The following is a 25,245-nucleotide window of genomic DNA, read 5'->3' on the forward strand; positions in this document are numbered from 1 at the left end:
AGAAAGGCCCAAAAGAGCGCTTGGCGGACTAACGCCCGCCCAGTACGCCGCGCAGTTGGCGACGAAGAAAGATAACATCAGCACCGGACTCTAAACCCGCCCACTACTCAAGCCGGGGGGACGTCGCCAATGGCTGGTGGCCATGAAGCATCAAGAGAAGCGCTGAATTTTTTCGGCTGTTCTTTCGCCGGCACAGAAAAGGCACCTGGGCCGACGCCAAAGTGCCTGATTCGATGGCCCACCATCAACCCAATAGACCGATCAAGTTATTGAATACAAAAGATTTTATTCAAGGCCACCATCAGCATTACTCACAATATTACTCACTTTCACGGATATGACTGTTAGTAGCCTGGTGAGAATGAATCCAGCTCACAGCAGGTCATCCAAGAATTCGCAAGCCGGGGAGACCGCCGATACATGGAGGCTGTCACGCGCCCTGGTGAAGGCTACGTACAGGAGCTGTCTCTCGGTATCGTAGATTTCGGTCAGCTCAACATCGTCTGCAGCCGACTCAATGCGGGCCTGCGAAGGGATGATTTCCTCGTCGCAGGCCATTACAGCGACAACTCGGAACTCCAGGCCCTTCGCTAAATGCATTGTCGTTACGCTAACGTAGCCTTCCTCCGTGACCATATCTTTGCCAAGCACGCGGCTATGTAAGCCTGCGGCATCGATACTCGCCTGCGCACGCGGCAGCTCGTGCTCCGAACGTACAAAGACACCTATTTCATGTGGCAGCACACATTTGTCTACCCACTGTTTCAGCCACTGCCCCACAGCATGGCTTTCCTCACTAGGATTCCCGAATCTACGGACAATCGGTTCTGGCCCATTGAAGATGGAGATTGCCCCCTTGCGGCTCTCTTTGTTGCCGTCGACATCGGACACTTCAGGCCCCAACAAACGATCGGCCTGAGAGCGAATTTGATGGGATGTTCGATAGTTGATATTCAAGGTGCGCGAGCGGCCACGCACATCAACACCAAGCGACATCCATGAGAATGGTTGCTGGAAGATGCGCTGGCCCAGGTCGCCGGCGAAAAACAGCGCATTTGCACGATTGCCAGCGATAGATGCAAGGAATCGCAGTTGCTGGACGCCAATGTCCTGAGCTTCATCGACCACCACGTAGTCAAAGACAGGGTATTTGCGCTCTGGCATGACACCAGCCAGCCGACTAAACATCTCGGCCTTGGTGATTTTTCCGGACTGCTTCAGCTGACTCTTTACCCTAGCAAAAACCTGCCAGAGCAAGACGCGTTGCGCTTCCGGCAAGCGGGTCTTTCGTCCCAGTCGCTTGGCATCCCGGTAGGCCTCCCAACTGTCGAGTTGCCAGGTATCAACGATGTCTCCCCACTCCGAGAACAGGAAGGCCGAGCTCGCCTTCAACCCAGCGACCTGTCGGACGGCCGATTGCATGAGCGTGGAAATTTCTTCGCGGTTGGCGAAAACAGGTTTACCGAACTCCGCAGAGTAAAGCTTTATGCCGACAGCATCCATCGCGGTGACGTCGATGCGCTCGGCCAGCCGAGGGGTGTTGTACGCCAACCGGAACAAGCTTGAGCGCAACGCATTAGCCAGATTTTCGGAGAATGTTGAAAGCAGAACGCGAGCATCCTCGTCATTGCGCGCCAGGTGCACGGCGCGATGCAGCGCCACCACGGTCTTGCCGGTCCCCGCCGAACCGGAGACGCGCGCCGGCCCGTTGTAGTCCCGATCTACCAGCTGCCGCTGAGCCGGGTGCAAAAATACCGTCCACTTGTCCCACGGGTATTCCAACGCACGAGTGAGTTCCTCCACGTCAGACATGACCCGGAAGCGGCGCTGCGCATCCGGATGCTGGAACGGGTCGTCGGCCCGCTTGGCTGCGTTTGGCGCGACCGGAGTACCGCCCGTAGCGAGCTCCAGCAGTGCCTCGGCCGCCTCACCTGGCAGGTGATCCACCAGATCCAGCAGACTGTCTTCGTTCGCCCCCCGTATGTCGGCCAACCACTCCGGAGGCACGCCATATGAGAGCAGTCGCTCATCGCTGTAATTGGCGAACAAGGCCGCAGGAGCATGTTTGGCCGTCCCAATGTACTTGGGAACAGCAATTTCCTGTACACGCTCGCGAATTTCGACCAACTGCGCGGCACCAGTAGTCGGATGTGTTTCCAACTTGCGGCGCTCCGCCCACAGATAAGCCTTGTCGTGGTGATCGACGTAGCAGAGCAACAGGCTACCAGCCGTCTTGTGGACGATCAGACGGATGTCGCGGGTAACGCGCAGCGACCAGAAATTTGCATCTTTGGCCTTGTCGAGCTTGTGGAAGCTCATGCCGTTGCCGGCAGGATCAATTTGCAAATCAAAGGCTGTGGTCTTGACTGCCTTCTGCTCATCTCCGGTCAAGCGGGCGAGGCTGGCGGTGAAAGTGTCGGCGATACGGAACTGCATGCTCTACTCCTTGTTTCGCATCAATCGGCCCATTCGGTAGCAGCCCAAGCCAACATCTCGTTCTCAAACACGTCGATCTCCTTCTTCGACCAGCGATCGCTCTTCTCGATCATGGCTGCAACCCGCCCCGCTACGAGCAAACCCGTCATGGCATAGGAACTCGCCTTTTCCTTCGCGGGCTTGTCCCTGAGTTTAGAGTTCAAGTTGGGAGTGAGCAGCACGAGGTTCCCCAGTCGATGCTTTTGCTTCTCCGGCGCCTTGCTCTTCGCATGGATATGCTCAATGGAATCAGACGGACTTGCCATCCATATTTTTTCCCACTGGTCCTTTGAGAAGATCATGCCCTTCTGTTTGGACAGGTGCTCCTCATACCTGAACATGAAATACCGAAGTTCAACTTCCCAGCCTTCGTAGCAATTTGCTTCACGAAGTTCATCGATGGCCTTCTCGATCGGGAAGTCCTCTCCGATGGCCGCCATCCCCTTCCTGATGTCCGCAGAAGGAAGCTCTTCGTTGACAACCTTCCACGCCAGCCGTATGTAGTCGCCAACGCGCGTTCTCGCATCGTGACCCATCATTCCGTAGATGCGGAACGTCACCCGTTCCCATTGGGCCAGCAGCCTCTCCTTGTCATCCTCCGATAAGTCGTCACGCAGGTTGATAGCAACCGCAAGAAGTCTTGCCTGGGAGATGCGGGTCACTGCGTTCAAACGATGATTGCCTACCACCTTATCGGACGCCTTCGTTACCTCCAGCAACCAGGAAGCAACCTGACGCAGACGCTTGGCACTGTTCAGCGCCAGATCCCTGAGCGCATGAACAGAGTCTTCTTCGCTCATCGGACGACTCGGAGCAGTAGCCGCTCGCAAGGTCGCAGCGAAACGTAGCGCCTCGGTACTGAGGCCCTGGCGCAACCCAATGACTGCGTAGATATCTCGCCACTTGGTGTGGAGTTCCTTGATCAACGCGTCGTTGTCCGCCTTGGGCAACTCGAACGCATTACCCATCAGGATGCTCTTGAGCCGATCCAGCCAGGACACCGAAAGCCCACGACTATTGAGCACCTCGAACACGGTATAGACGGCTTTCTCCTCTTCGATCTCGTGGAGGAGGAAATACAGCCTGTTCTTCAGCAACGCCCCCAGCGACAGGAGATCATTCCCGTTCGCCTTCCACTTACGCAGAAACTGCTGGCAATCCTCGATTGCCTGCAGGATCTGCCGATCCGCCGTTGTCTTCGCGGTTGCAGCCGCGACGAACCTGCCCTTGCGCAGAAAGTCCCCGAAATAGTGGCTGCTGTCATGATTGGTCTGCAGCAGCAACAGTTCGTCACTCTCGGGCTTGACCAGCAGATCGCTCAGCTCGTCCAGGAACTTCTTCTCCGGGCCATGCTTCGGATCCAGTGCCAGGCAAATCGCTTTGAGCAGCACGATCAGAGTCGTGATGCGTTGCTGCCCATCGACGACGTCGAGCACCTGGAACTCATCCGTCCCCAAGTCCTGGGTTCCGCGTCGTAGGCACACGACGGCCGCCATGAAATGGCCTTCATCCTTGCCTTTCGCATGAGTTTTGGCCAGGTCTTCGAAGAGATCCTTGCGCTGTTGTGATGTCCAGCTATAGGCCCGCTGATAGTCAGGAATGCGGAACAGCCGCCGATCCAGCAACTTGGACAGGGATAGGTACTGCGGTTGGATCCTGATCATCGGGCAATCCTTGTTTGAACCGGCTCAGCCGACCTTGAACACCTTCATCACCTCATCCCCCAAGTGGTTGATGACCTTCACCGCGAAACGACCGGTGCTTGGCTTGGGGAACGGGCGGGAGGTGTCGGAATTCAGCGTGGCCCAGGCTTCGGGGTCGATCTCGGCCTTGAGGGTGGTTTTCAGCGCCTTGTAGGGATCATTGGCGCCAAGGAAGTAGGCGTGGCGGACGAAGAAGGATTCTTCGTTGTAATCGGTGTCGAGGAACCAGCAGGCGATGCCATCGGCACCGTCGCTACGGACTTCGCCGGTACCGGGATGGAACACGTCCACACCATTGATGCGCACCACCAGTTCTTCTCCGGCGGGGACAGTGATCACATCCTTGATGCCATCATACTTGCGGATGCTATTGCCCTTGGTGTCCAGCACGTCCACGTCGGGTTCGCCGAAGATCACGAACAGGTTGCCCTTGCCGGTATTCTTCAGGTCCTCGGCCATGTGCAGGTCCGCGTTCATGCGCGCCTTGAGCACGTTGATGCGACCGAGCTTGCTGAGCTCGCTGGCAGGGGCGTCGTAGTTGAAGGCGCAGCTGATTAGCACATCGAAACCGGCATCTCCGGCCTCGCGCGCAGCATCCACCAGATCGGCACGGGAAACGGTACCGAACTCCGGACCAATCAGGATTCCGGCGCGTTTGGACGCACCCTTCTCCAGGTAGCGACCCTCGGCGCAGATCAAGTCGCCGGGCCAAGGTTCCAGCGATTCGAACTCGATCTTGTCGGCCTTGTGCGCCTGCTGCACGCCGGCGGTCTTGAGGTTGTTCAGGATCATCGAGGTGAAGTCCTGGCCATAATCGGCCCGGTCGTCCTCGACATGGTCGATCAGGTTGTCTTCTTCGTCCACGCCAAGCACACGGTGTGGGCTGAGACTTTCGACGGTGAAGGGGCCGGCCACGCGCACCTTCTTCTTGTCCTCGTAGGGCCTGTCGTAGAGGAATTCGAACTCGGCCTTGGCCGCGATAGAAGCATCGATCTCCTGCTGCCGGGCGATACGCTGCTGCCACCATTCAGCATGTAGCTTTTTCGCGGCATCGCTCCAATTGGCATCGGCCTCGCGGGGGATTTCCCATTCCCGCCACTGCTTGTCGAGCACCTTGTTCAGCGCTTCGCGCAGCGGTTCGAGCTTCTGCTGGGCGGACTCCCAGATGACATCGATCTCGGCGTTGTTGGCGATCGACTTCAGCGTGATGTGCGGCACGCGCTCATACACGAAACCAAGGGCGATATTACCGTGCACGCTATACGATGACGGTGCGCTGCGGGTGACTTCGGCTTCCTTGAGCTGGCCTTCGCGGCTGTCGGCGAGCAGGTAGAGCGGATAGCGTGCCCCCATGATGCGGGCACGAGCTAGCGCCAGCGCCACGCGCGATGTGTCGATGGTGATCCACCGACGGCCCCATTGTTCAGCTACGTATGCTGTTGTACCCGAACCGCAAGTTGGATCCAGCACTAGATCACCAGGATCGGACGCCATCAGCAGGCATCGCTGGATCACTTTCGTGTTCGTCTGAACAACATAGACTTTTGAGTCTGTGAAGCTACCGGTACCTGTATCAACCCAAAGATTGCGGATCGGAATTACTGGATAGTCATCAATACAGCGGACATAGGCAAGTGACGCGCCAGAAACCATGACGCGAGACGCCATCTTCAACCGACTCATTCCATGGACCGGAGTGGCCCATTGGCGCTTGCCTACGTCGTAGCTTCTGCCCTCGAATTCAACGGCGTATCGAGTTGTCGACGCCTGGGTTTGCGAAGTTAGCTGGTCAATGCGAAACACCCTTGGCTCTGCGTCAATTGGAAACTCGTCCGAGGAGGAATTTCTATGACGGAGCCCATCATTCGTAATTACATGCCGGTAAAGTTGATCCGAAGATGCAGAATCCTCTTTGCTGGAGAAAAGTGATCTGTACTTCGCTCTCGACGTGTCCCGCGCATACCACAATACGTGATCATTGATGTTATCGATGAACTGACTCGATGCACTAGTCGTTGTTTGAACAATAAGATCGGCTACAAAATTATTGTCACCAAAGACTTCATCGAGCACCCCGCGGACACGGTGCACATTCTCATCACCGATCTGCACGAAAATCGACCCCGAATCTGTCAGCAGGTCTCGTGCCACCATCAACCGGTCACGCAGATAAGTCAGATACGAATGGATGCCATCACGCCATGTATCACGGAAGGCCTTCACCTGCTCAGGTTCGCGAGTGATGTGGTCGGCATTGCCGTCCTTCACATCGCGGCTGGTGGTTGACCATTGGAAGTTGCTGTTGAACTTGATCCCATACGGCGGATCGAAATAGATGCACTGCACCTTGCCGCGCAGCCCTTCGCGCTCGGCGAGACTCGCCATCACCTGCAGGCTGTCGCCCAGGATCATGCGATTCTGCCAATGACCTTCGTGCTGGTAGAACTCCGTCTTATCCGCACCTTCCGGCAGTCCGTTGAAATCGCCGAACAGGTCCGCCATGTCGCCCGCTTGCTTTGATGCGGCTTGTTCGCTCATGCGGCGCAGGTCGTCGATTAGCACCTTGGGCTTTACCTTCTCCTGGATGTAGAGAGGTGGCGCGTTGACCACCAGGTCGGACCAGTCCTGCTGGTCCTTGCCGCGCCACACCAGCTGCGGGTCCAGGTCCGGATTGCGCTGCGCCTTTTCGTCATCCAGCCCACTGCCGCCACGCGGATACTTCACCTTCACAGGTGCCTGCTCGTGGTGCTGCATCACCGACTGATGCTCTACCGTCGGAATGTTCTTCCGTTTGGCTTCACCGTGGATGAGGTCGGTGACCTGCTTGGGCGTGGTGAGTTTGGAGGACTTCTTGGTAGCCATTGGTGGTTGGATCCGGTGGAATTTACTACGGCGATCGTCATTCAACGATATTCAGTTTTCGATTGGAGCACTACATTGATCCGCAGGTCTTCCTAGGATCAGTCATGTTTGACCGGCACTGGTCCGAAGCTTTTGTGCCGGATTCGCTGTTGCCAGGGTATGGTCTTGAAGGTTTTTAACTTCATGCAGAGGCATCTGTGAAATACAGATTGCAGCCGGCATGCGCGACTTCCAATACCACTCCGCTCGAGTGCATATGCTTGGACAGAAAATTCCATCTACATGGATGGTCCATCGTCTTCCCCTGCTGATCTTCTGGCAGATCGGCATCCATTTTTACCCTGATTTTCTCGAACAACGCTTTGATGTTCCGCTGCCTGACGTACGCGATCACCAAGCCGCGGGATTCACGCCCCGTCGTATACCGAACCAATAATTGGCCCACCCCCTTCAGGTGGTAATCCGGGCCGCTATAAATTTTCGCCTCGCCAAGTTTCTTCCTCATCGGAAAGCAATGATCTGCGTGGATGGTGATATCCACATGCCCATTCGAATTCGCTTCCTGACATACGCTCAACCCCGGCACGCTCAGTGCGGCGGCCAAGACTGCTGTCAATCCATTCTCATCCAGCACGGCAAAATTCTTGCTATTGCTCTCTAGATGATGGAGTGCCTTCTCCAGGAGCACATCAAAAGCCTTCTCGAACTCCGCATCGGATTGGGCGGCCATCAGATCCAAATATTCAGGTGCTTTGGCCTTCATGCATTCGACCAGCGCAAACAAAGAGCTGTCACCATTAGCCATGGGCATGCTCCAGCGCGATGGGATGCCATGTCACTTCGACCAATTTTGCCCATTCCCTCCAAACAGCGGCTCCGGATTCTCCCGCTCCTCGCAGGATTCCAAGTCTTGTGGACACCTCGCGAGGCGAAACCACAGATCCATCGGGGCTCCTGAGAGCCAATCGAAATTGCCCAGGCTGATCGCCGGTCAGGAAAGAAAGCACGGAAAATGCTTCGTCCACGTCACACTTGGTATCTCGTTCCACGCGTGCGATGTCGCTCAGGAAGATCCTGTGATCCTCGCGATGCGCAGCCAGTCCCCAGAAAGCGCGGACGACAGGGGTCAATTGAGGTAGATGCTTCAAGACTGGGGCGAGCAGCTGCTCCGAACGATTGGCCAAGATAGTTAGCAAATTAAATTCGCGGCCGCACGCAGACTCCACCATTTTCGCAAATTCAAACTCGACCCGCTGTGCAAAGTCTTCCTGCATTTCGTACACATCGCCGAACTCTGCGAAGGCCCAGCGGCCGTACGTGCCGAGGTAGTTCACGCCAGGAATCCAGTACGTATCCATCGTGGACTTTTTCTCTTTCGCGTCCTCGCGGCGATAACCTTTGATTTCCACGATCAGGTTGAGGGGGGCGTCCGCGCCGTGGCCGTCATCCACCTTGACGATGAAGTCAGGGAAGTAGCGTCGCGTCAGCGAACCGTAACGGTACGGCACCTCTAGGCCGAGATTATGGTTCTTGGTGTAGGCAAGCACTTTGGGGTGCGATTCGGCCACACGGCAGAACTCGCCTTCCCAGCCGCTGTCCAGGATCACCCAGTTGACCTGGTTTTTCGGCGGGGGGCCAACCGTTTCCCAGCGGTCTTGGCGGGAGGTGTTGAATCCAACGTGTGCGGTGCTTCCGACCGGGTTGAACGGATCGAGGATAGCCTTGACCTGGCGACCCTTCTGCAACTCCTTGTTGGTGATGCCCTTCGTAATGCGTTCGCAGGCCATATCCGCCAACTCGCGGTACATCAATTGCGCCGGGTAGGTGCCCCCCTTGCATTCCAAACAGGTATCCAGCCATTGCCGGGTAATGCGCTTGAGCTGGCCGAACAGGTTGATCGGCGCATCCTCACCCGGCTCGCGCCAATGCTGAAAAATAAGGTGCTTGGTCAGTTCCATCAGAAGCGTTGACTGGCGCACGTCGCCCAAGTGCTTGATATCCAGTTCCACAGCCTCGCCGATGATGCCGGCGTTGCGCGTATTCGTCGCACCAACATCATCCGGCGTCAGTGTCAGGACGTGATCGGCGTTGAAATCGGCTTCGAGCTGATCTTCAGGCAGTTCGACGCGGTAACCCTGCACACGCGGGAATTCGATTTCCAGAGAATCGCGTGCAGGCTTCACCGCTTTGACGTGCACGGTCTCGCGCGGCTTAGGTGGGGTGACGACCACCGGCTTGGCAGTGAAGTCAAACGGGATGCCGAAAACGTCGGCGTATTCCACATCGAATAGGCCTTGCTCATTAAGCTCATAGGATTGGCGGCGCAGGGCGCGACCGATGACCTGCTCGCATAGCAGCTGTGTGCCGAACGCGCGCACACCGAGGATATGCGTCACGGTATTGGCGTCCCAACCTTCGGTAAGCATGGACACCGACACTACGCAGCGGATGGCCTCGCCCAGGCGACCTTGCTTACCGACAGTGTTCATCACCTCGCGCAACAAGTCCTGGTCCGTAATGGTCTCGGCCTGCTTACGGTCGCCAGTACGCTCGATGATTTCGCGGCGGAATCGTTCGATCTCGTCGCTGGCCATTCCGCGGAAGTTGTCGTCCAGCGCCTCGCCGGATTCGAGCTGCTCGCTGTCGATCAGCAGCGTGTTCGGCCGCGCCAGTGGATTGCCGTGCTCGTCGAAGTTGCGGAATAACTCCAGTCGACCGGCTTGGTAGGTGGCACTGCCGTCGTTGTTCTGGCGTTCAAAGCCGGAAATGTAGTCATACACCAGCTTGGAAGTTGCAGTGTTGTTGCACACCACAATAAAGCAAGGCGGCACCTTGATACCGGCCTGCTTCCACGCGTCATACGTCTTGACATAGTGGCCGTAGAGGGCCTCCATCGCGGTCTGCAGTTCCACTGGAATGGCCAGTGGATCGAGCGATGCATTCTTGCCGCGGCCTTTTTTCGGCATCTTCTTGCCGATGTGCTTCCACAACTCGCGGTAGATGGGCATCTCCGCGCCGGGAATGTTGTCGGCCACCGGCACCCGCGGCAGCTTGACGATGCCGCATTCGATCGCATCCATCAGCGAAAAGTCGCTCATGGTCCACGGGAACAGGGTCCCTTCCACGTAGCCGGACCCAGCCAGAAAGAACGGCGTAGCCGACAAGTCGATAACCTGCTGCAGACCCAGCTTACGGTTCACTGCCTCCAGGCCGGAGATCCAAAGGCGCGCGGCCTCATTGTTATCCGCAGCTTCGGCCTTTTCTTCGGCGGGCAGATCTTCGTCACTTTCTTCCGCCGGCTTTTCCCGGTAACAGTGGTGTGCTTCGTCGTTGATAGCCAGGACGTTCCTCATGCCCATCAGCTCGGGCATGACCCGCTGCAGCATCTGGCCTTCCGTCTCCAGTGTGTCTAGCGTTTCGCCTGTGCGGCCCTGCAGCAGACGGCGGCCGCCCTTGGAAAGCTCAATGCGCTCGCGCAGCTTGAAGGCATGGTAGTTGGTGATGACGATCTTGGCCTTATCCAAGTCCGCCAGCATGTCGCGCGGCACGATCTCGCGACTGGCGTAGTAGCTGTCCGGGTCGTTGGGCTGCAGGACTCGGAGGCGATCCTTGATAGTCAGGCCCGGAGCGACCAACAAGAAGCCACGGGTGAACTTCTTGCTGTTGGGGTGACGCACGGCATTAATGGTCTGCCAGGCGATCAGCATGGCCATGACCGTTGTTTTGCCTGCGCCGGTGGCCAACTTTAGGGCCAAACGCATCAACTCCGGATTTGCGTCACCGTTGGCCTTGGCCAGATGTTCCAGGAAGCGTTCGCCGTTCTTACCGATCTGCGGAGCAACCTCCGTCAACCAGATAGCAGTCTCGGCGGCTTCGACCTGGCAGAAAAATGGGCGGATGCCAGCGAACTTGTGACAGCGCCAGTGATCCAGCAGACGGGCCGTTTCGGCAGTGACTCGCCACTGGGCCCGCGGTAGACGACGCCAGGCATCGACCTCCTGCCGCACCGCATTGATGATGGCAGTGTGGTCGTAGGCCTGCTCGGTGGTAGAAAGTCCTTTACCTTCGTCGAAAGTCAGGCTGGCCTGGTGACCGGCACCGCCCGCGCGCTTGCGCGGTTTGGGAATGGGCGTGATGAAGTCGGCCCGACGGCGACTGGCAACGATTTCCTGGGTCGGCTGGCCGGTCGCGTCCAGCTCCCAATGTCTAGCCGGATAGTCGTACGGCGAGTTGAGAATCGGCTGTTCGAAAAAGGCGTTGCTCATTGTCCCCTGACCCCCAACCAGAGCAGATGCCACTGGCTTTCTTGTAAGACTCCGGATGATAGCCCGCAGAAGAGCGGGTGTGTTCCCGCCCCACTCGTTAGGCCGCAGGAGAATCGGAGCTGGTGCCATGCCGCTCTCTACTTAGGGCATCACAAGCGAAGGGATCCGCTCCCCGCACGTATCTGGCCAGCATGTCTAACGAGGCATGCCCCGTTTGCCGCTGGATGATGGCTAGCCCCACCCCAGCTTCCACTGCCGCCGTCACATAGCCGACTCTCAAGCTGTGGCCGGATATCAATTCCGTGGACAGGCCCTCCCTGTGGATCCCGGGGAAGACATACTCGTAGCGCCCTGGCAGTGGATGCAGATCCCGGAGAATATTCACCGACTGCTTCGACAAGGGAACGATATGAGGCGTCCCGGTCTTGGTTGCCGTGAAGCGCCATTCGGCAGCATCCAGGTTGAGTTCCGCCCAGCGCGCCTGCCGCAGCTCCCCAGGCCGCACGAAGACCAAAGACGCCAGCTTCAATGCCGCCATGACAACCGAGGTACCCTGGTAGGCATATAGCGCCCGGAGCAGAGGGCCGATCTGACTCGGCTCGGTCACACTGGCAAAGTGTCGCTTCTGGGGCTGCTCCAGTGCCCCTACCAAGTCTGGGGCCGGGTTGTGGGCCGCACGAGCTGTAGCGATCACGTACCGGAAGACCAATCCGACATGGCTGCGGGCCCGGTGTGCGGTTTCGACTACCCCACGATTTTCAAGTTTACGTAGCTCCTTGAGTAGGACCGGAGCAGTGATCGCGGTGATCGGCAATCCTGCAATGCTCGCGAGGTCCTTATCGACCAGACGCTTCTCGCGCTTCACGCTACCCGGACTTAACCCCTCACGCACCCGCTTTTCGAGCAGTTCGGCGGCAATTTGACCGAATGTGGTGTCGCTTTGCTCCACCTTGGCCGCGCGCTTCAGCCTCGCCACCGTAGTTGGGTTAGAGCCCGCCGCCAGCAACGCACGCATGCGGTCGCGTTCCGTCCTAGCCTCTCCAGGGACACCGCCGGGTACTGCCCCAGCGGTGCCATGGTGGGCTTCCCGTTGAAGCGATAGCGGTAACGCCAAAACCTCGCTCCGGTAGGACGCACCTCAATACATAGCCCATTGGTGTCTGCCACGCGATAGAGCTTCGCCTTGGCTTTCAAGCTTCGAAGTTTGGTGTCAGTGAGCATGCTCTTTGACCCCGTGAGTAACGCAAGTGTGAGTAACACCCCAGAAAGAGGGGCCCGCTACTCACAAGCTTACTCACACTCCTGCTGGATGCAATGGAGTGCCGAAAGATACGAAAACACAAGAAATGCCGGAAATTCTAGTGTTTTCTTGATCTCCGCGGATCTTCCTGGATGCCGCAATATACCGAAATGGTGGGCCCACCAGGATTCGAACCTGGAACCAAGGGATTATGAGTCCCCTGCTCTAACCGTTGAGCTATAGGCCCTGCGCAGCGTCACAGTGTAGTGGAGCACGGCAGGAATCGGCTACTCAGCCGGCAGCAGCCACCACTTCGCCAACACGCTGCAGCCGTCTCTCCGCCATCCCCGCCAATCGCTCCATCTCCTGCAGATGCGCCTGGAACAGCGCCACCGCCTTCATGGCACCTTCCAGCCCCTTGCGGTTGCCACCGGCAAACCCCGCAACCAACTGCTCTCCTGACTGCGTCAGCAGCGCCAGCGTGGCCCGTCGGGCGAAGCCAAGCCGGTCTTCGCGTTCGTCCTGCATGACGTCCTCCCACGTCATCAACGGCGGGAAATCCAGGGCAGCAACAACGGGCAGATCATGTTCAACAGCATTCATGGCCAAGCTCCAATGCTCAACAGGGTTGATGCCGCAGATACACGCAGTGCACGTGTCCCTGCAGCGCGTCCGCATCGGTGCCGGTGATCCGGCCCGCCCACGAGGTGTGTTGAGCACCTGCGACGCCAGAGTGCGTTTGTCACCCCGGAAGGTCAAAGGGCGCATGCGTCACCGCCAACGGAAGCCGAACACCGGCTCGGCGCTGCAGCAGATTCCGCCCAAAGAAAAACCCCGCCGAAGCGGGGTTTCTCTCAACACGTCAGCACGCGCTGGAGATCAATCGATATCCAGGAAGCTGCGCAGCTGCTCCGAACGGCTCGGGTGACGCAGCTTGCGCAGGGCCTTCGCTTCGATCTGGCGGATGCGCTCGCGGGTCACGTCGAACTGCTTGCCGACTTCCTCGAGGGTGTGGTCGGTGTTCATGTCGATGCCGAAGCGCATGCGCAGCACCTTGGCTTCCCTCGGGGTGAGGCCGGCCAGCACGTCGCGCACGGTTTCAGACAGATTGATGTTGGTGGTGTTCTCGATCGGGGACTCCACATTGGTGTCCTCGATGAAGTCGCCCAGATGGGAATCCTCGTCGTCGCCGATCGGGGTTTCCATCGAGATCGGCTCCTTGGCGATCTTCATCACCTTGCGGATCTTGTCTTCCGGCATGTCCATTTCCTTGGCCAGCTCCTCCGGCGTAGCCTCGCGGCCGTACTGCTGGAGCATCTGGCGGGAAATGCGGTTCAACTTGTTGATCGTTTCGATCATGTGCACCGGAATACGGATGGTGCGCGCCTGGTCGGCGATCGAACGGGTGATGGCCTGGCGGATCCACCAGGTCGCATACGTGGAGAACTTGTAGCCGCGGCGGTACTCGAACTTGTCCACGGCCTTCATCAGGCCGATGTTGCCTTCCTGGATCAGGTCGAGGAACTGCAGGCCGCGGTTGGTGTATTTCTTGGCGATGGAGATCACCAGACGCAGGTTGGCCTCGACCATTTCCTTCTTGGCCTTGCGCGCCTTGGCTTCGCCATAGGCCATGGCACGGCTGAGTTCCTTCAGCTCGTCCAGGTCCAGCAGGGTGACCTTCTCGATGTCGATGGTGGCCTGCTGCTCGGACACGATCTGGTCCTTCACTTCACGCAGCGCCGAAGACCACTTCTGCTTGCGCTTCAGTGCGTCTTCCACCCACTCCAGGTTGGTCTGGTTGCCTTCCCAGGAACGGATGAAGTCCTTGCGCGGCATGCGGGCAGTGACGGTGGCCAGGTTCAGCACGCGGCGCTCATGCGCCTTGATGCTGCCCATGGTGTCGCGCAGCTGCTTGGTCAGCACGTCGGTCAGCGGCAGCGGCAGCTTCAGGGTGACGAACACCGCCGACATCTCCTCGCGGAGCTTCAGCAGGTTCTTCTTGTCGCCCTTGGCGGCTGCCTTCTTGAAGGCGTTGAGGGCATCGCCCAGCGCCTGCATGCGCGCAGCGACTTCCTCCGGATCCGGGCCGGTCGGTGCGGCTTCTTCATCGCCGCCGTCGACGTCGTCTTCTTCCTCGTCGGCGTCCGCGTCGGCATCGTCCGCGTCATCGGCCACCACAGCGGCCGGGGCCGGCACGTCGTCGGTCAGGTCGTTGAAGCCGACGATCACTTCGGCAAGGCGCTTGCGGCCTTCCTTGTGCGCTTCGTAATCGGTCAGCAGCGATTCGACCGACACCGGGAACTGGCCGAGTGCGGCCTGGACCTGGGACAGGCCTTCTTCGATGCGCTTTGCAATGGCGATTTCGCCTTCGCGGGTCAGCAGCTCGACGGTACCCATTTCGCGCATGTACATGCGCACCGGGTCGGTGGTACGGCCACCTTCGGTGTCGAGCGCGCTCAGCGCGGCGGCCGCTTCTTCGGCTGCGGTGTCGTCGACCTCACGGTTGCCCGTGTTGCCGTCGTTGAGAAGCAGGGTTTCCACATCCGGAGCAACTTCATGGACATCAATGCCCATGCCGTTGATCATGCCGATGATGTCTTCGATCTGTTCCGGGTCGACCATGTCGTCCGGCAGATGGTCATTGACTTCGGCATAGGTCAGGTAGCCCTGTTCCAGGCCCTTGCTGATCAGTTGCTTGATTTCGGATTGGGCAGGACGTTCGTTGGCCATGTAGTGCTCGCGCCACCGGCTAGGGGGAAATAGGGAACGTAGCATTATACCAGCCCGGGGCCCGGCCTGCCGGGCGGTGGTCCCGGCGGCCTAGGGCCTGAGGAGGAAGGTCACGGGACCGTCATTGACCAGGCTGACGACCATATGGGCACCGAAGCGGCCCGTTTCCACCCCCGGCGCGTGATTTTCACGACAAATGTCGACAAATCGATTGAACCCGCGTTCAGCCTCCTGCGGCGGTGCCGCGCTGGTGAAGCTCGGCCGCATGCCGGAACGGGTGTCCGCGGCCAGGGTGAACTGGCTGACCAGCAGCAGGCCGCCGCCGGTATCACGCAGCGAGCGGTTCATTTTGCCGGCCTCATCTGCAAACACACGGTAGCCAAGCAGGCGTTCGGCCATCCGCTGCAGCTGGGCCTCGCTATCGCCCGGTTCCATGCCGACCAGGGCCAGCAGACCGGGGCCGATCTGCCCTACCGCTTCCCCTTCCACATGCACGGCGGCCTGGCTGACACGTTGAATCAGGACGAGCATCGGCAGGCTTCCAGGCAAGGGGCCGGCCACGATAGCAGCGCCCTTGGCTAAACTGGGGGTGATGAATCCACACCGCAAAGCCCGGCTGGTCTACCGCGCCACCACCCTGTTCGCCCGCCTGCCCTGGCCGCTGCTGCGCGGATTCGCGCGTGCCCTGGCCTGGACATGGGTGCGCCTCGATGCCCGCGAAAGCCGCGTCACCCGCCGCAACCTGGAGCTGGCCTACCCCGAACTGGACGCCTCGGCACGCGCACGCCTGCAGCGCGACCTGCTGCGCTCCACCGCCCTGCAGGCCATCGAGACCCTGCGCCTGTGGAGCCGGAAGCCCGAGGACAACCTGCGCCTGCACCTGAAGGAGCGCCACGGCCAGGCGCTGTACGACGCGGCGCTGGCCAGCGGCAAGGGCGTGATCGTGGCGGCCCCGCACTATGGCAACTGGGAGCTGCTGAACCAGTGGCTGGCCTCGCGCGGCCAGATCGCCATCGTCTACAAGCCGCCGGAGGACGAGGCCAGCGATGCCTTCCTGCAGATCGTGCGCGGCGGCCACAACGTGCAGCAGGTGCGCGCCGAGGGTCCGGCCGTGCGCCAGCTGTTCAAGGTGCTCAAGGACGGCGGCGCCACCGGCATCCTGCCCGACCAGCAACCCAAGGCCGGCGACGGGGTGTTCGTGCCGTTCTTCGGCGTCCAGGCGCTGACCATGACCCTGGTCAACCGGCTGGCCGAGCGCACCGGTGCGACGGTGCTGTATGGCTGGTGCGAGCGCATCGGCCCGGACATGGAATTCGCCCTGCACATCGAGCCGACCGATCCGGCCGTGGCCGACCCTGACCCACAGATCGCCGCCACCGCGCTCAACGCGGGCATCGAACGCATCGCCCGCCGCGACCCGGCGCAGTACCAGTGGACCTACAAGCGCTATACGCTGCGGCCCCCGGGCAGCGGCGAGGAAGACCCGTACGCGACCGACGAGCATCCGCACTGAGAGCCGCTCCACCCGGCCTGCGACACACCGCCGCAGCACGTTGAATACGACGCTGGCGCCCCCATAGAGACACCGATGTCCGCCTCCCCCGGTCCTGCCATGTCTGCTTCCTCCCTGTTCGGTGATCCGGCAGCGATCCGCTGCGAGCGCGCGGTCGCCGAACTGCGCGCCGGTCGCCCGGTCCTGCTCCACGATGGCCAGGGCCAGCGCCTGGCGGTGATCGCGCTGGACAGCGCCACCGCCAGCAGCTTTGCCGCCTTCGCCAGCGCCGCGCGCGAGCGCCATTACCTGTATCTGACCGCCACCCGCGCCCGCGTGCTCGGCGTGGAGGCGCCCGAGGGCGCGCGCCTGCCGCTGTCCGGCGTCGCCTTCGATGCCCTGCCCTCGCTGGGTTACCTGCGCGAACCCGGGCCGATGCCCGCGGCCTGGAGCGCAGGCGATGCGTTCGATGCCGGCGCGGTGGAACTGGCCCGGCTCGGCCTGCTGCTGCCGGCGATGGTGGCCGTGCGCCTTGAAGCGGCTGACAACACCTTCGATGGCGCCGCCGACGTCGGCCTGTGCGATCTGGCCGAAGGCGCTGCGCATGCCGCACATGATTACGAACTGGTGGCCCGTTCTCCGGTGCCGCTGCGCGATGTCGGCATGACCACGTTCGCGGTGTTCCGCGGCGGCGTCGCCCAGCGCGACCAGGTGGCGATCATCGTCGGCGAACCTGACCTGTCCGCCGTGGTGCCGGTGCGCGTGCATTCGTCCTGCCTCACCGGCGATCTGTTCGGTTCGCTCAAGTGCGACTGCGGCGACCAGCTGCGCCGTGGCCTGCGCAAGCTGAAGGAACTGGGCGGCGGCGTGCTGCTGTACCTGGACCAGGAAGGCCGTGGTACCGGCATCGCCGCGAAGATGCGCGCCTACGGCTACCAGCATGACGGGCTGGATACCATCGACGCCGATGCGCAGCTGGGCTTCGGCGCCGACGAGCGTCGCTATGGCAGCGCGGTGGCGATGCTGCGCGGGCTGGGCGTGTCCCGTGTCGCCCTGCTCAGCAACAACCCGACCAAGGCACAACGCCTGCGCAATGCCGGCATCGAAGTGCTGGACTGCATTCCGGTCACCGGCGAGATCACCGCCGAGAACGAGCATTACCTGCGCACCAAGGCCGACCGCGCCGGCCACCTGCTGGATGTCGACGCGCTGATCCAGGCCGCCCAGTAACGCGGGCGACCTGCTAACGTCTGCGCGGTGCGGCCATCACCGCGCCTGCCCGCCCTGCTGCCCGACGGACGCCCGCGTGACCGAACTTCCCTTGCCTGTTGCCGCCGCCGAAATGCCCCTCGACCACTGGCAACCCCTGCCGCGGCGCGCTGCCCGGTTGGCGGCGCTGGAGGGCGCCTTCGGCGGACTCTTCATCCCCGGCGCACCGCTGGCGGCACTCTGGTGGTTCTTCGAACTTCCCGGCGGACTATGGGCGGCGTCTCTGGGCCTGCTGGCCGGCGTTGCCTTCGGCGGCTGGATCGGCCATCGCCGCCTGACCCGCACCCGCTGGCGGCTGGATGCACAAGGCCTGGGCCTGCGCCGCGACCTGATGTGGCAGCTGGAGACCCGCATTCCCATTTCGCGCGTGCAGCACCTGGACCTGCGGCGTGGGCCTCTGGAGCGGCGCGCAGGCCTGGCCACGCTGATCGTGCACACCGCCGGCACCCGCCTGAGTGCAGTCACCGTCAACGGCCTGGACGAAGCCGATGCCGAGCGACTGCGTGACACCCTGGCCCATCAGCTCGACCAGGACGCCGACGCCCTGTGAGCCTGCCGCCGCCCCTGCCGCCGCCCCTGCCCAGTGGTAGCGAAGAACATCGCCTGCACCCGTGGTCGTGGCTGTTCGTGCTGTTGATGCAGCTGCGCCACTATTTCCTGCCGCTGGTCGCGTTGCTGGTGTTCGGCCAACGCGGCGATCGCGATCCGATGTGGGCACAGTTGATCCCGTTGACCGCCATCGCCGCACTGGTGCTGGTCTCGGTACTGCAGTACCTCAGTTACCGCTACCGCATCGGCAACGATGCGATCACCGTGCGCAGCGGCCTGCTGGCGCGCAACCGGCGCGAGATACCCTTTGCCCGCATCCACAACGTGGAAGTGCGGCAGAACCCGTTGCATCGGTTGTTCGGGGTTGCCGAGCTGCGCCTGGAATCGGCCGGTGGCGTGCGCCCGGAAGCGGAGATGCGGGTGCTGCGGCTGGACCAGGCGTTGGCCCTGGAACAACTGGTGCGCCAGCGTGGACAGGCGCCCGAGCCAGCGCCGGGCGACGCGCCGGCTGCCAGTGTCGTGCCGTCCGACGACGAGCAGGTCCTGCTGCGTCTGTCGAGCTGGGATGTGCTGCGCATGGGCCTGCTGTCCAACCGGGGCTGGGCACTGGCGATCGCCGCCTTCGGTGTTCTGTTCCAGACCGTACCGCGCCCGGTGATGGACGATGCCATCCAGCGCGGCGGGCGCGAGGCCTTCGGCTACGCCAGCCATCTGCACACCGGGGTAACCGGTGGGCTGGTGCTGCTGGCCGCGGTATTGCTGCTGGGCTGGCTGCTGCTGCGGGTGTTGTCGGCGGTGCTGACGCTGCTGCGTTACCACGGCTTCACCCTCAGCGAGCGCGAACGGCGCCTGACCGTCTCCACCGGCCTGCTCAGCCGCACCCGCAGCAGCGTCGCGCGCCGCCGCATCCAGGCATGGACGCTGGGCGAGAGCACCCTGCAGCGCTGGTTCGGGCTGCGCCAGCTGCGCATCGACAGCGCCGCCGGTGGCCCCGCGCGCGACGACGACCGCGCGCTGCGCGAACTGGCACCGCTGGCTGGCGCCAGCACCTGCGACGGACTGGTGCGCCACCTGCTGCCGCAGCTGCAATGGCCGCCGCAGCAATGGCAGCCGATACCGCAACGCGGTTGGTGGCGATTGTCGCTGTCCACGTTGCTGACGGTGCCGTTGCTGACCGTCGCGCTGTACTGGCGCTGGGGCCTGCCGGCGCTGGCACTGCTGGCCTGGCTGCCAGTCAGCCTGTTGATCGCGCACCGGCAGATGGCACGGATGGGCTGGCACCTGGATGGACAGTTCGTGGCGGTGCGCGGCGGCTGGTGGAAGCGCTGGTGGCGCTGGGCCGAGCTGGACAAGGTGCAGGGCCTGCGCCTGCAGCGCTCACCGCTGGACAAGCTGCTGGGTACGGCCAACCTGCAGCTGGATACCGCTGGTGCGCATGGCGATGTGGCGCTGGCGCTGCGCTACCTGCCGCAGGCGCGTGCACACGCGTTGATGGAAGAACTGGCCACGGCGCTGGCGCGGCGCAAGCTGCGCTGGTAGCGCGGACGGTCATCGAACCGCACATCCACGCATGGCGTGGATCTACTGCGGTGCTGGGGTCGGATCCCATTCCGCAGGAATGGGCTCTGACCCCTGCGCACCCATCACCGCTGCGACGGCCCCCAGTAGCCCAAATCCTTGCGGATCTGCAGGTCACGCACCCAGCTGCCGAACGGCTTGCGACGCAGCACGCCCATCTCGCCGGACAGGAAATCCTCGGTCGCGGTGATCACCCGCTCACTCGACAGGCCATCGCGGTAGGGGTGGATGGCATCGGCGTAACGCACGATCTCCGCCTGCAACGCCGCATCCGGATGCAGCGCGCGCGCCAGCATGGCCGGCAGCTGCTGCGGATCGTCGAAATCGATCATGTGCGGCTTCGGCACGCGGTTGCGGAAGGTCACCACCGGCTTGTGCTGGACGATGAACTCCGAAACGATCGATGAGGTGTCCGACACCAGTACGTCGGCGGCACGCTGGGCGGCCATCACCTGCTCCGGTTCGATGAACCGCGCATTGGCACCGGCCAGCGCGCGGTAGCGTTCGAACAGTTCCGGCGGGCACTTGGGGTGCAGGGTCAGCAGCCAGTAGTGCTGCCCGGCGGCGATGTCGGCCGCGATCTGCGCATGCAGGTGCGGGGCGGCACTCAAGCGCTCGGTGAAGGTTGAACCGAACAGGATCACCGGGCGGCCGCCGGCGGCACTGCGCAGCGCGGCACTGTCGCCGCCATCGTCGCGGAACAGCGGGTCCAGCTTCGGCCAGCCGGTTTCCGCCACGGCGAAATGGCCCTGCTGTGCCGCGATCTCGCGGAACGGCGCAGTGGTGGCAGGGCCCTGCGTGCAGTACAGGTCGAACATGCCACGCACCCGGAAGTGGCCACGCGCACTGTCGCGTTTTTCCACGTTGAAGCCATGGAACAGCTGCACCTTGGCCCCCGACAGGAAGGTCGGCACCCAGTTGGCCGCGCTGAACACTGCCCGCGGACGCATCGCCAAGGCCTGCTTCAAGCCGATGTTGGGCACGCCGGGCAGCTGGCTGCCGGCCGCACCATCTTCGAACCAGGCCGCCACTTCCTGGCCGGAAGCGTGCAAGGCCTGCACCAACGGGGCGAGAATAGGCAGCGCATAGCGCTCCGTCGCAAACAACAGGTACCCGGCCATCATGTCCTCCACGACCGCTCCCATCGAACGGCCTCGCATCTCGGCCTGCATTATCGCGTTCAACGAGGCCGGGCGCATCGGCGACTGCCTTTCCTCACTGGCCTTCTGCGATGAGATCGTGGTGGTGGACTCCCTGTCCACCGATGCCACGGTGGCCATCGCCGAGGCTGCCGGCGCCCGCGTGCTGCAGCGCCCGTTCGATGGCTTCCGCAGCCAGAAGGCGTTCTGCGTCGAGCAGGCCCGCCATGACTGGGTGCTGTGCCTGGATGCCGACGAGCGCATCAGCCCGGAACTGCGCACGGCCATCGAGCAGGCCCGCGACGGCGGCTTTGCAGGTCACGCCGGTTACCGCTTCGCGCGCCTGTCGGAGTACTTCGGCCGGTTCCTGCGCCACGGCAATGCCTATCCGGACCGGGTGATGCGCCTGTTCGACCGCCGCCACGGTGGCTGGCGCGGCAAGCGCGAGATCCATGAAGCAGCCAGCGTCGACGGCACGGTCGGCACCCTGCACGGGGATCTCATCCACTTCCCTTACCGCTCGCTGCAGCAGCAGCTGGCCAAGACCGAGAAATACGCGCGGATGATGGCCGAGCACGAGTTCGCGCGCGGCAAGCGAGCCACTCTCGGCAAGCTGGTATTGGCCCCGGCCTGGCGGTTCTGGCGTGGCTTCCTGTTCCGGGGTGGCTTCCGCGACGGCTGGCATGGCCTGGTGTATGCCTACGTGCGCGCCAACTATGTGCGGCAGAAGACCATCATGCTGTGGATGCTGGGCAACGGTCAGGCCGTGTCCGATCCGCCCCCCCCCTGAGTGTGGAGTCGGACCTGGCTGGGCGCTATGGGGCGTTCTTTGCCCGGTGCCGCGCCCCTTCCACGATCGACAGGCCGGTCAGCAGGCCGAGGATGGTGACGTAGAAGCTGGCGGTCATCTGGTGCGCGAACATCGATTGGGTCAGCCCGCACAGGATGTAGGACACGACCACCATCACACCGGCGGCGGCCGGCCCACGGAAGGTGCTGTGCCCACTGCGCCGGTGCAGGCGCACGAACACCCACAGGGGCACCCCGTACACCGCCAGCAGCAGCAACAGGCCCGGCAGGCCCTGGGTGGCAGCCCATTCGGCCAGATCGTTGTGTGCGTGGCGCAGGTGGCAGCGGATCTCCTGCGGATTCTCGCGGCAGGCCGGCACCCGCTTCATGGCGGTGTCGAAGTGGCCGATGCCTACCCCGGTCAACGGATGGTCGAGGAAGGTCTCCCACGCCACCTGCAGGCGCTCGACGCGCGCCCCGGCCGAAGAGTCGCTGTCACCCTGCTCCATGCGCTGCACATCGCTGTGCAGTTCGGACAACCGCACTTGGTGGCGCAGCTCGGGCACCGACAGCAGCAGGGTCGCGCCGATGGTCAGCATGCCGGCAAGCACCGACAGGCGCGCCACGCCGGTGCGCCAGCGCAGGCTCAGTGCCAGCACCACCAGCAGCGCCAGCAGCGCCGCGAACACGCCGCGGCTTCCGGTCAGGATGATGGTCCCGCACCCGGCGGCCATGCCGACGATCACCAGCGACCAGCGCCGCGACGGCCGGCAGAACACCAGCAGCACCATCAGCATCATCACGATGTCGGCGAGCACGATCGCGTTGGTGAACAGTTCCGCGCGTGGCGCACCCTGCAACACCTGCAGCGCCGAAAGCACGAAGGTGCCCACCAGCCCGGCCAACGCCCCCCGCCACAGCCACCGGATGTCCGGGCGCAGCGCGCACACCCACAATGCGATCCACGGAATGACCAGGAAGCGGGATCGATTGTCGACGTCGCGCAGGCCCTGTTCGAACAACACGACCGACGCGATGGCCATCACCAGCACCGCCAGCATCAGCCAACTGAGGACCTTGATCGGCTGCACGTCCATCCGCCGGGCCTGCCACAGCAGACCAGGCACCATCGCCGTGCTGACCAGCAGCAGCAGCGCGTAGGGCAGCAGGTTGATCGGGATCGTCAGCACCAGCGCCGGCATGCAGAACAGGCCGATCTGCGCCAACCAGTGTGCAGCGCGCGGGCGACCACCAACAGGTATGCCCAGCGGATCGCCGACCGGGGATTCCAGGTTGTTCTGTGAAACTGCCACGTCGAAAAGTTTCGCTGCGATCCTGCGGAATGAACGGGACCGCCGGCACGGTCGATCCCACGCTGACGTTTTACTGCCTTTGGCGCCACTTGGGCAGTCTGGACAAGCACAGGCCAGAGTGGTTACTCCTCACGCTGCAATCGCCGTTCGCGTTCGCGCTCGTCGGCGCTGGCCACGCACCGGCCCTGTACCGCGGCGGCCGGCACCAGCCACCAGCGGCGGCGGTTGGCGATGCCCGCCAGTTCGGCACGGCTGCGGTCGATGCAGGGCAGCAGCGCGTCTTCGTGTACCAGCAACCAACGGCGCCGGGGCGCCAACTGCTGCCATTCCACGGCCGCAGCCAGCTGCGCATCCCAAGGCTCGTTGAAACCGAAGGTGGCTGCCGGGCGGTCGGCCATCAACAGATTCTGCTCCTTCCAGGCCACCAGTCCCAGCTCTGCATCGGCGCCGATACGCTGGCCGGTGTGCCGCATCAGGCCGCGCGCGGAACTTGAATCATTCAGCAGCGGATAGCCGATCAGGCTGTACAGCACCCATACGGCAGTGAGGGTCGAGACCAGCGCCAGCTGACGGCGGCCGCGCCCGAACAACAGCAGGCTGGCCACACCCCAGCCACCCATCGCCATCGCCGCCCAGGCCAGGGCATTCATCTCGCCCTCGCCGATGCCACGGGTCTGCATCAATCGCGCTTCAAAGCCCGGTTTGCCCAGCAGGGCGGCCAGCCCGGCGGCCAACGTGCCCAGTGACAGCAGCAGGGTGAACGCGCCCAGCAGCCATTGCACGTCGCGCCGACGCAGCAGCCCCGGCAGCAACGGCGCCAGTGCCAGGCAGAACATCGGCAGCGCCGGCAGGATGTAGACGTCGCGCTTGCCATTGGGGATCGAGAAGAACAGCACGATCAGCGCCCACCAGCCCAGCAGCAACAGATAGCGCGCATCCCTGCGCTGCAGCCGGCGCCGCCAGGCAGGGATCGCCCACGGCAGCGCCAGGAACGCAGGAATCCACATCGACGGCATGGTGCCCAGGAAGTACCACCAGGGCTGGTGGTGGTCCCAGGATTGCGCATAGCGCTTGGCGGTCTGCCGGAACAGGATGTCGTCCATGTACGCCAGGTACTCGCCGGAGCGGGTAGCCAGTGCGGTCATCACCATCGGCACCAGCCACAGCGCGATGGCCAGCACGAACGCCAACGGCGCCAGCCAGAAGCGCAGGTCGCGCGCATGCAGCCGCACCCGCGGCCAGTGCAGCACCGAACCGATCAACGCTGGCACGATCATCAACAGCGCGATCACGCCCACGCCCTTGGTGATCACCCCGATGCCGGCAAAGAACCAGCCCAGCCACCACCAACGCCAGGCGGGCCCCAGCAGCAGGTGGCGCAGCAGACCGTAGTTGGCCAGCGTGATGAACAACACCACCAGCGGGTCAATCTGCGCCTTCTTCGACTGGAAGGTGAACTGCAGGGCGAACAGCAGCGCCCAGCCCGCGTACAGGCCAACCTGGCGGGTCCACAGGCGCCGGCCCAGGTCGACAACACACCATAGCGTGCCGAGTGCGGCGATCAGCGAAGGCAGCAGGAACGCCACGCGCCAGTTGCCGACCACGCTGTACAGCGTGGCCTGCCACCACATCAGCATCGGCGGCTTGTCCGAGTACAGCTCCAGCCCACGGTGCGGGAACAGCCAGTCGCCGCTGTCCACCATCTGCTTGGCGACCAGGGCGAAGCGCGGTTCGTCCGAGGGCCAGGGGTCACGTAGTCCCAGGCCGGCACCCAACACCAACAGGGCCATCACAACGAACAGCCACGTCTGGCGTGACGCACGGGTTTTCAGCATGGGGGC

17 protein-coding genes, 1 tRNA gene and 1 pseudogene are annotated in these 25,245 nt (G+C 62.4%); 5 read left to right on the forward strand and 14 right to left on the reverse strand.

The features are described from left to right. Positions 1-372: 372 nt before the first annotated feature. The 11 genes and pseudogenes from MRBLST15_RS20065 to dtd all read right to left on the reverse strand — a co-directional run bounded on the left by MRBLST15_RS20065 (position 373) and on the right by dtd (position 15,806). Positions 373-2,436 (reverse strand): 3'-5' exonuclease, encoded by a 2,064-nt coding sequence (locus tag MRBLST15_RS20065; RefSeq protein WP_367787584.1) that lies wholly within the window; start codon positions 2,434-2,436, stop codon positions 373-375. Positions 2,437-2,456: 20 nt separating this feature from the next. Further along, the gene (locus tag MRBLST15_RS20070) at positions 2,457-4,139 is read right to left on the reverse strand and encodes a DUF262 domain-containing protein (protein WP_367787587.1); all 1,683 of its coding nucleotides are present in this window, start codon (positions 4,137-4,139) and stop codon (positions 2,457-2,459) included. Positions 4,140-4,163: 24 nt separating this feature from the next. Further along, the gene (locus MRBLST15_RS20075) at positions 4,164-7,040 is read right to left on the reverse strand and encodes a site-specific DNA-methyltransferase (protein WP_367787590.1); all 2,877 of its coding nucleotides are present in this window, start codon (positions 7,038-7,040) and stop codon (positions 4,164-4,166) included. A 181-nt stretch (positions 7,041-7,221) separates the two neighbouring features. Further along, a complete protein-coding gene (locus tag MRBLST15_RS20080) occupies positions 7,222-7,845 on the reverse strand; it encodes a hypothetical protein (RefSeq protein WP_367787594.1) in 624 nt (207 codons plus the stop codon). Positions 7,846-8,257: 412 nt separating this feature from the next. Further along, positions 8,258-11,305 (reverse strand): annotated as a pseudogene (locus MRBLST15_RS20085) (BPTD_3080 family restriction endonuclease); the annotation flags it as partial. A 97-nt stretch (positions 11,306-11,402) separates the two neighbouring features. After that, the gene (locus MRBLST15_RS20090) at positions 11,403-12,320 is read right to left on the reverse strand and encodes a tyrosine-type recombinase/integrase (protein WP_367787595.1); all 918 of its coding nucleotides are present in this window, start codon (positions 12,318-12,320) and stop codon (positions 11,403-11,405) included. Continuing rightward, positions 12,269-12,526, reverse strand: a complete 258-nt coding sequence (locus MRBLST15_RS20095) for an Arm DNA-binding domain-containing protein (RefSeq protein ID WP_367787598.1) — start codon at positions 12,524-12,526, stop codon at positions 12,269-12,271. Before MRBLST15_RS20095 ends, MRBLST15_RS20090 begins: the two co-directional genes overlap by 52 nt. A gap of 190 nt (positions 12,527-12,716) precedes the next feature. Then, positions 12,717-12,792, reverse strand: a tRNA-Ile gene (locus MRBLST15_RS20100). 44 nt (positions 12,793-12,836) lie between these two features. Continuing rightward, the gene (locus MRBLST15_RS20105; RefSeq protein ID WP_367787601.1) at positions 12,837-13,148 is read right to left on the reverse strand and encodes a hypothetical protein; all 312 of its coding nucleotides are present in this window, start codon (positions 13,146-13,148) and stop codon (positions 12,837-12,839) included. A gap of 276 nt (positions 13,149-13,424) precedes the next feature. Continuing rightward, on the reverse strand, positions 13,425-15,275 hold the full coding sequence (rpoD, locus tag MRBLST15_RS20110) for an RNA polymerase sigma factor RpoD (RefSeq protein ID WP_032976684.1): 1,851 nt from the start codon (positions 15,273-15,275) through the stop codon (positions 13,425-13,427). A 90-nt stretch (positions 15,276-15,365) separates the two neighbouring features. Next, positions 15,366-15,806 carry a D-aminoacyl-tRNA deacylase gene (dtd, locus tag MRBLST15_RS20115; RefSeq protein ID WP_367787605.1) on the reverse strand — a complete coding sequence of 147 codons (441 nt, stop codon included), beginning with the start codon at positions 15,804-15,806 and terminating at the stop codon, positions 15,366-15,368. A gap of 61 nt (positions 15,807-15,867) precedes the next feature. Here dtd and MRBLST15_RS20120 point away from each other — a divergent pair, with 61 nt between their 5' ends. The 4 genes from MRBLST15_RS20120 (at position 15,868) to MRBLST15_RS20135 (ending at position 20,124) form a co-directional block, all read left to right on the forward strand. After that, a complete protein-coding gene (locus tag MRBLST15_RS20120; RefSeq protein WP_367787608.1) occupies positions 15,868-16,788 on the forward strand; it encodes a lauroyl acyltransferase in 921 nt (306 codons plus the stop codon). Between the two features lie 75 nt (positions 16,789-16,863). Next, positions 16,864-17,997, forward strand: a complete 1,134-nt coding sequence (ribA, locus tag MRBLST15_RS20125) for a GTP cyclohydrolase II RibA (RefSeq protein WP_265951944.1) — start codon at positions 16,864-16,866, stop codon at positions 17,995-17,997. Between the two features lie 112 nt (positions 17,998-18,109). Beyond that, positions 18,110-18,586 carry a PH domain-containing protein gene (locus MRBLST15_RS20130; protein ID WP_312705772.1) on the forward strand — a complete coding sequence of 159 codons (477 nt, stop codon included), beginning with the start codon at positions 18,110-18,112 and terminating at the stop codon, positions 18,584-18,586. Next, complete coding sequence (locus tag MRBLST15_RS20135) at positions 18,583-20,124, forward strand: PH domain-containing protein (protein WP_367787611.1); 1,542 nt, start codon at positions 18,583-18,585, stop codon at positions 20,122-20,124. Before MRBLST15_RS20130 ends, MRBLST15_RS20135 begins: the two co-directional genes overlap by 4 nt. Positions 20,125-20,228: 104 nt before the next feature. On the opposite strand, the gene MRBLST15_RS20140 is transcribed toward MRBLST15_RS20135, so the two are convergent. Continuing rightward, complete coding sequence (locus tag MRBLST15_RS20140) at positions 20,229-21,287, reverse strand: CDP-glycerol glycerophosphotransferase family protein (RefSeq protein WP_265951968.1); 1,059 nt, start codon at positions 21,285-21,287, stop codon at positions 20,229-20,231. Here MRBLST15_RS20140 and MRBLST15_RS20145 point away from each other — a divergent pair. After that, positions 21,286-22,092 carry a glycosyltransferase family 2 protein gene (locus tag MRBLST15_RS20145; RefSeq protein ID WP_367787613.1) on the forward strand — a complete coding sequence of 269 codons (807 nt, stop codon included), beginning with the start codon at positions 21,286-21,288 and terminating at the stop codon, positions 22,090-22,092. The two genes, MRBLST15_RS20140 and MRBLST15_RS20145, sit on opposite strands and share 2 nt — an antisense overlap. A 25-nt stretch (positions 22,093-22,117) precedes the next feature. Here MRBLST15_RS20145 and MRBLST15_RS20150 read toward each other — a convergent pair whose 3' ends face one another. Next, entirely contained in the window at positions 22,118-23,293 is a 1,176-nt protein-coding gene (locus MRBLST15_RS20150; protein ID WP_367787859.1) for an O-antigen ligase family protein, read from the reverse strand. A 233-nt stretch (positions 23,294-23,526) separates the two neighbouring features. Continuing rightward, on the reverse strand, positions 23,527-25,239 hold the full coding sequence (locus MRBLST15_RS20155) for an ArnT family glycosyltransferase (protein WP_367787616.1): 1,713 nt from the start codon (positions 25,237-25,239) through the stop codon (positions 23,527-23,529). Positions 25,240-25,245 lie beyond the last annotated feature (6 nt).

This window comes from Stenotrophomonas sp. LST15-1-1.1, assembly GCF_040815575.1.
Lineage (GTDB): Bacteria > Pseudomonadota > Gammaproteobacteria > Xanthomonadales > Xanthomonadaceae > Stenotrophomonas > Stenotrophomonas lactitubi_B.

Bases quoted from the DNA above. Each gene is read 5' to 3' on its own strand.
- MRBLST15_RS20095 (WP_367787598.1), bottom strand. From the start codon at position 12,526: ATGCTCACTGACACCAAACTTCGAAGCTTGAAAGCCAAGGCGAAGCTC.
- MRBLST15_RS20140 (WP_265951968.1), bottom strand. From the start codon at position 21,287: ATGATGGCCGGGTACCTGTTGTTTGCGACGGAGCGCTATGCGCTGCCT.
- dtd (WP_367787605.1), bottom strand. From the start codon at position 15,806: ATGCTCGTCCTGATTCAACGTGTCAGCCAGGCCGCCGTGCATGTGGAA.
- MRBLST15_RS20120 (WP_367787608.1), top strand. From the start codon at position 15,868: ATGAATCCACACCGCAAAGCCCGGCTGGTCTACCGCGCCACCACCCTG.
- MRBLST15_RS20090 (WP_367787595.1), bottom strand. From the start codon at position 12,320: ATGCGTGCGTTGCTGGCGGCGGGCTCTAACCCAACTACGGTGGCGAGG.
- MRBLST15_RS20075 (WP_367787590.1), bottom strand. From the start codon at position 7,040: ATGGCTACCAAGAAGTCCTCCAAACTCACCACGCCCAAGCAGGTCACC.
- rpoD (WP_032976684.1), bottom strand. From the start codon at position 15,275: ATGGCCAACGAACGTCCTGCCCAATCCGAAATCAAGCAACTGATCAGC.
- MRBLST15_RS20155 (WP_367787616.1), bottom strand. From the start codon at position 25,239: ATGCTGAAAACCCGTGCGTCACGCCAGACGTGGCTGTTCGTTGTGATG.
- MRBLST15_RS20065 (WP_367787584.1), bottom strand. From the start codon at position 2,436: ATGCAGTTCCGTATCGCCGACACTTTCACCGCCAGCCTCGCCCGCTTG.
- MRBLST15_RS20105 (WP_367787601.1), bottom strand. From the start codon at position 13,148: ATGAATGCTGTTGAACATGATCTGCCCGTTGTTGCTGCCCTGGATTTC.
- MRBLST15_RS20070 (WP_367787587.1), bottom strand. From the start codon at position 4,139: ATGATCAGGATCCAACCGCAGTACCTATCCCTGTCCAAGTTGCTGGAT.
- MRBLST15_RS20130 (WP_312705772.1), top strand. From the start codon at position 18,110: ATGCCCCTCGACCACTGGCAACCCCTGCCGCGGCGCGCTGCCCGGTTG.
- MRBLST15_RS20145 (WP_367787613.1), top strand. From the start codon at position 21,286: ATGTCCTCCACGACCGCTCCCATCGAACGGCCTCGCATCTCGGCCTGC.
- MRBLST15_RS20150 (WP_367787859.1), bottom strand. From the start codon at position 23,293: ATGCCGGCGCTGGTGCTGACGATCCCGATCAACCTGCTGCCCTACGCG.
- ribA (WP_265951944.1), top strand. From the start codon at position 16,864: ATGTCCGCCTCCCCCGGTCCTGCCATGTCTGCTTCCTCCCTGTTCGGT.
- MRBLST15_RS20080 (WP_367787594.1), bottom strand. From the start codon at position 7,845: ATGGCTAATGGTGACAGCTCTTTGTTTGCGCTGGTCGAATGCATGAAG.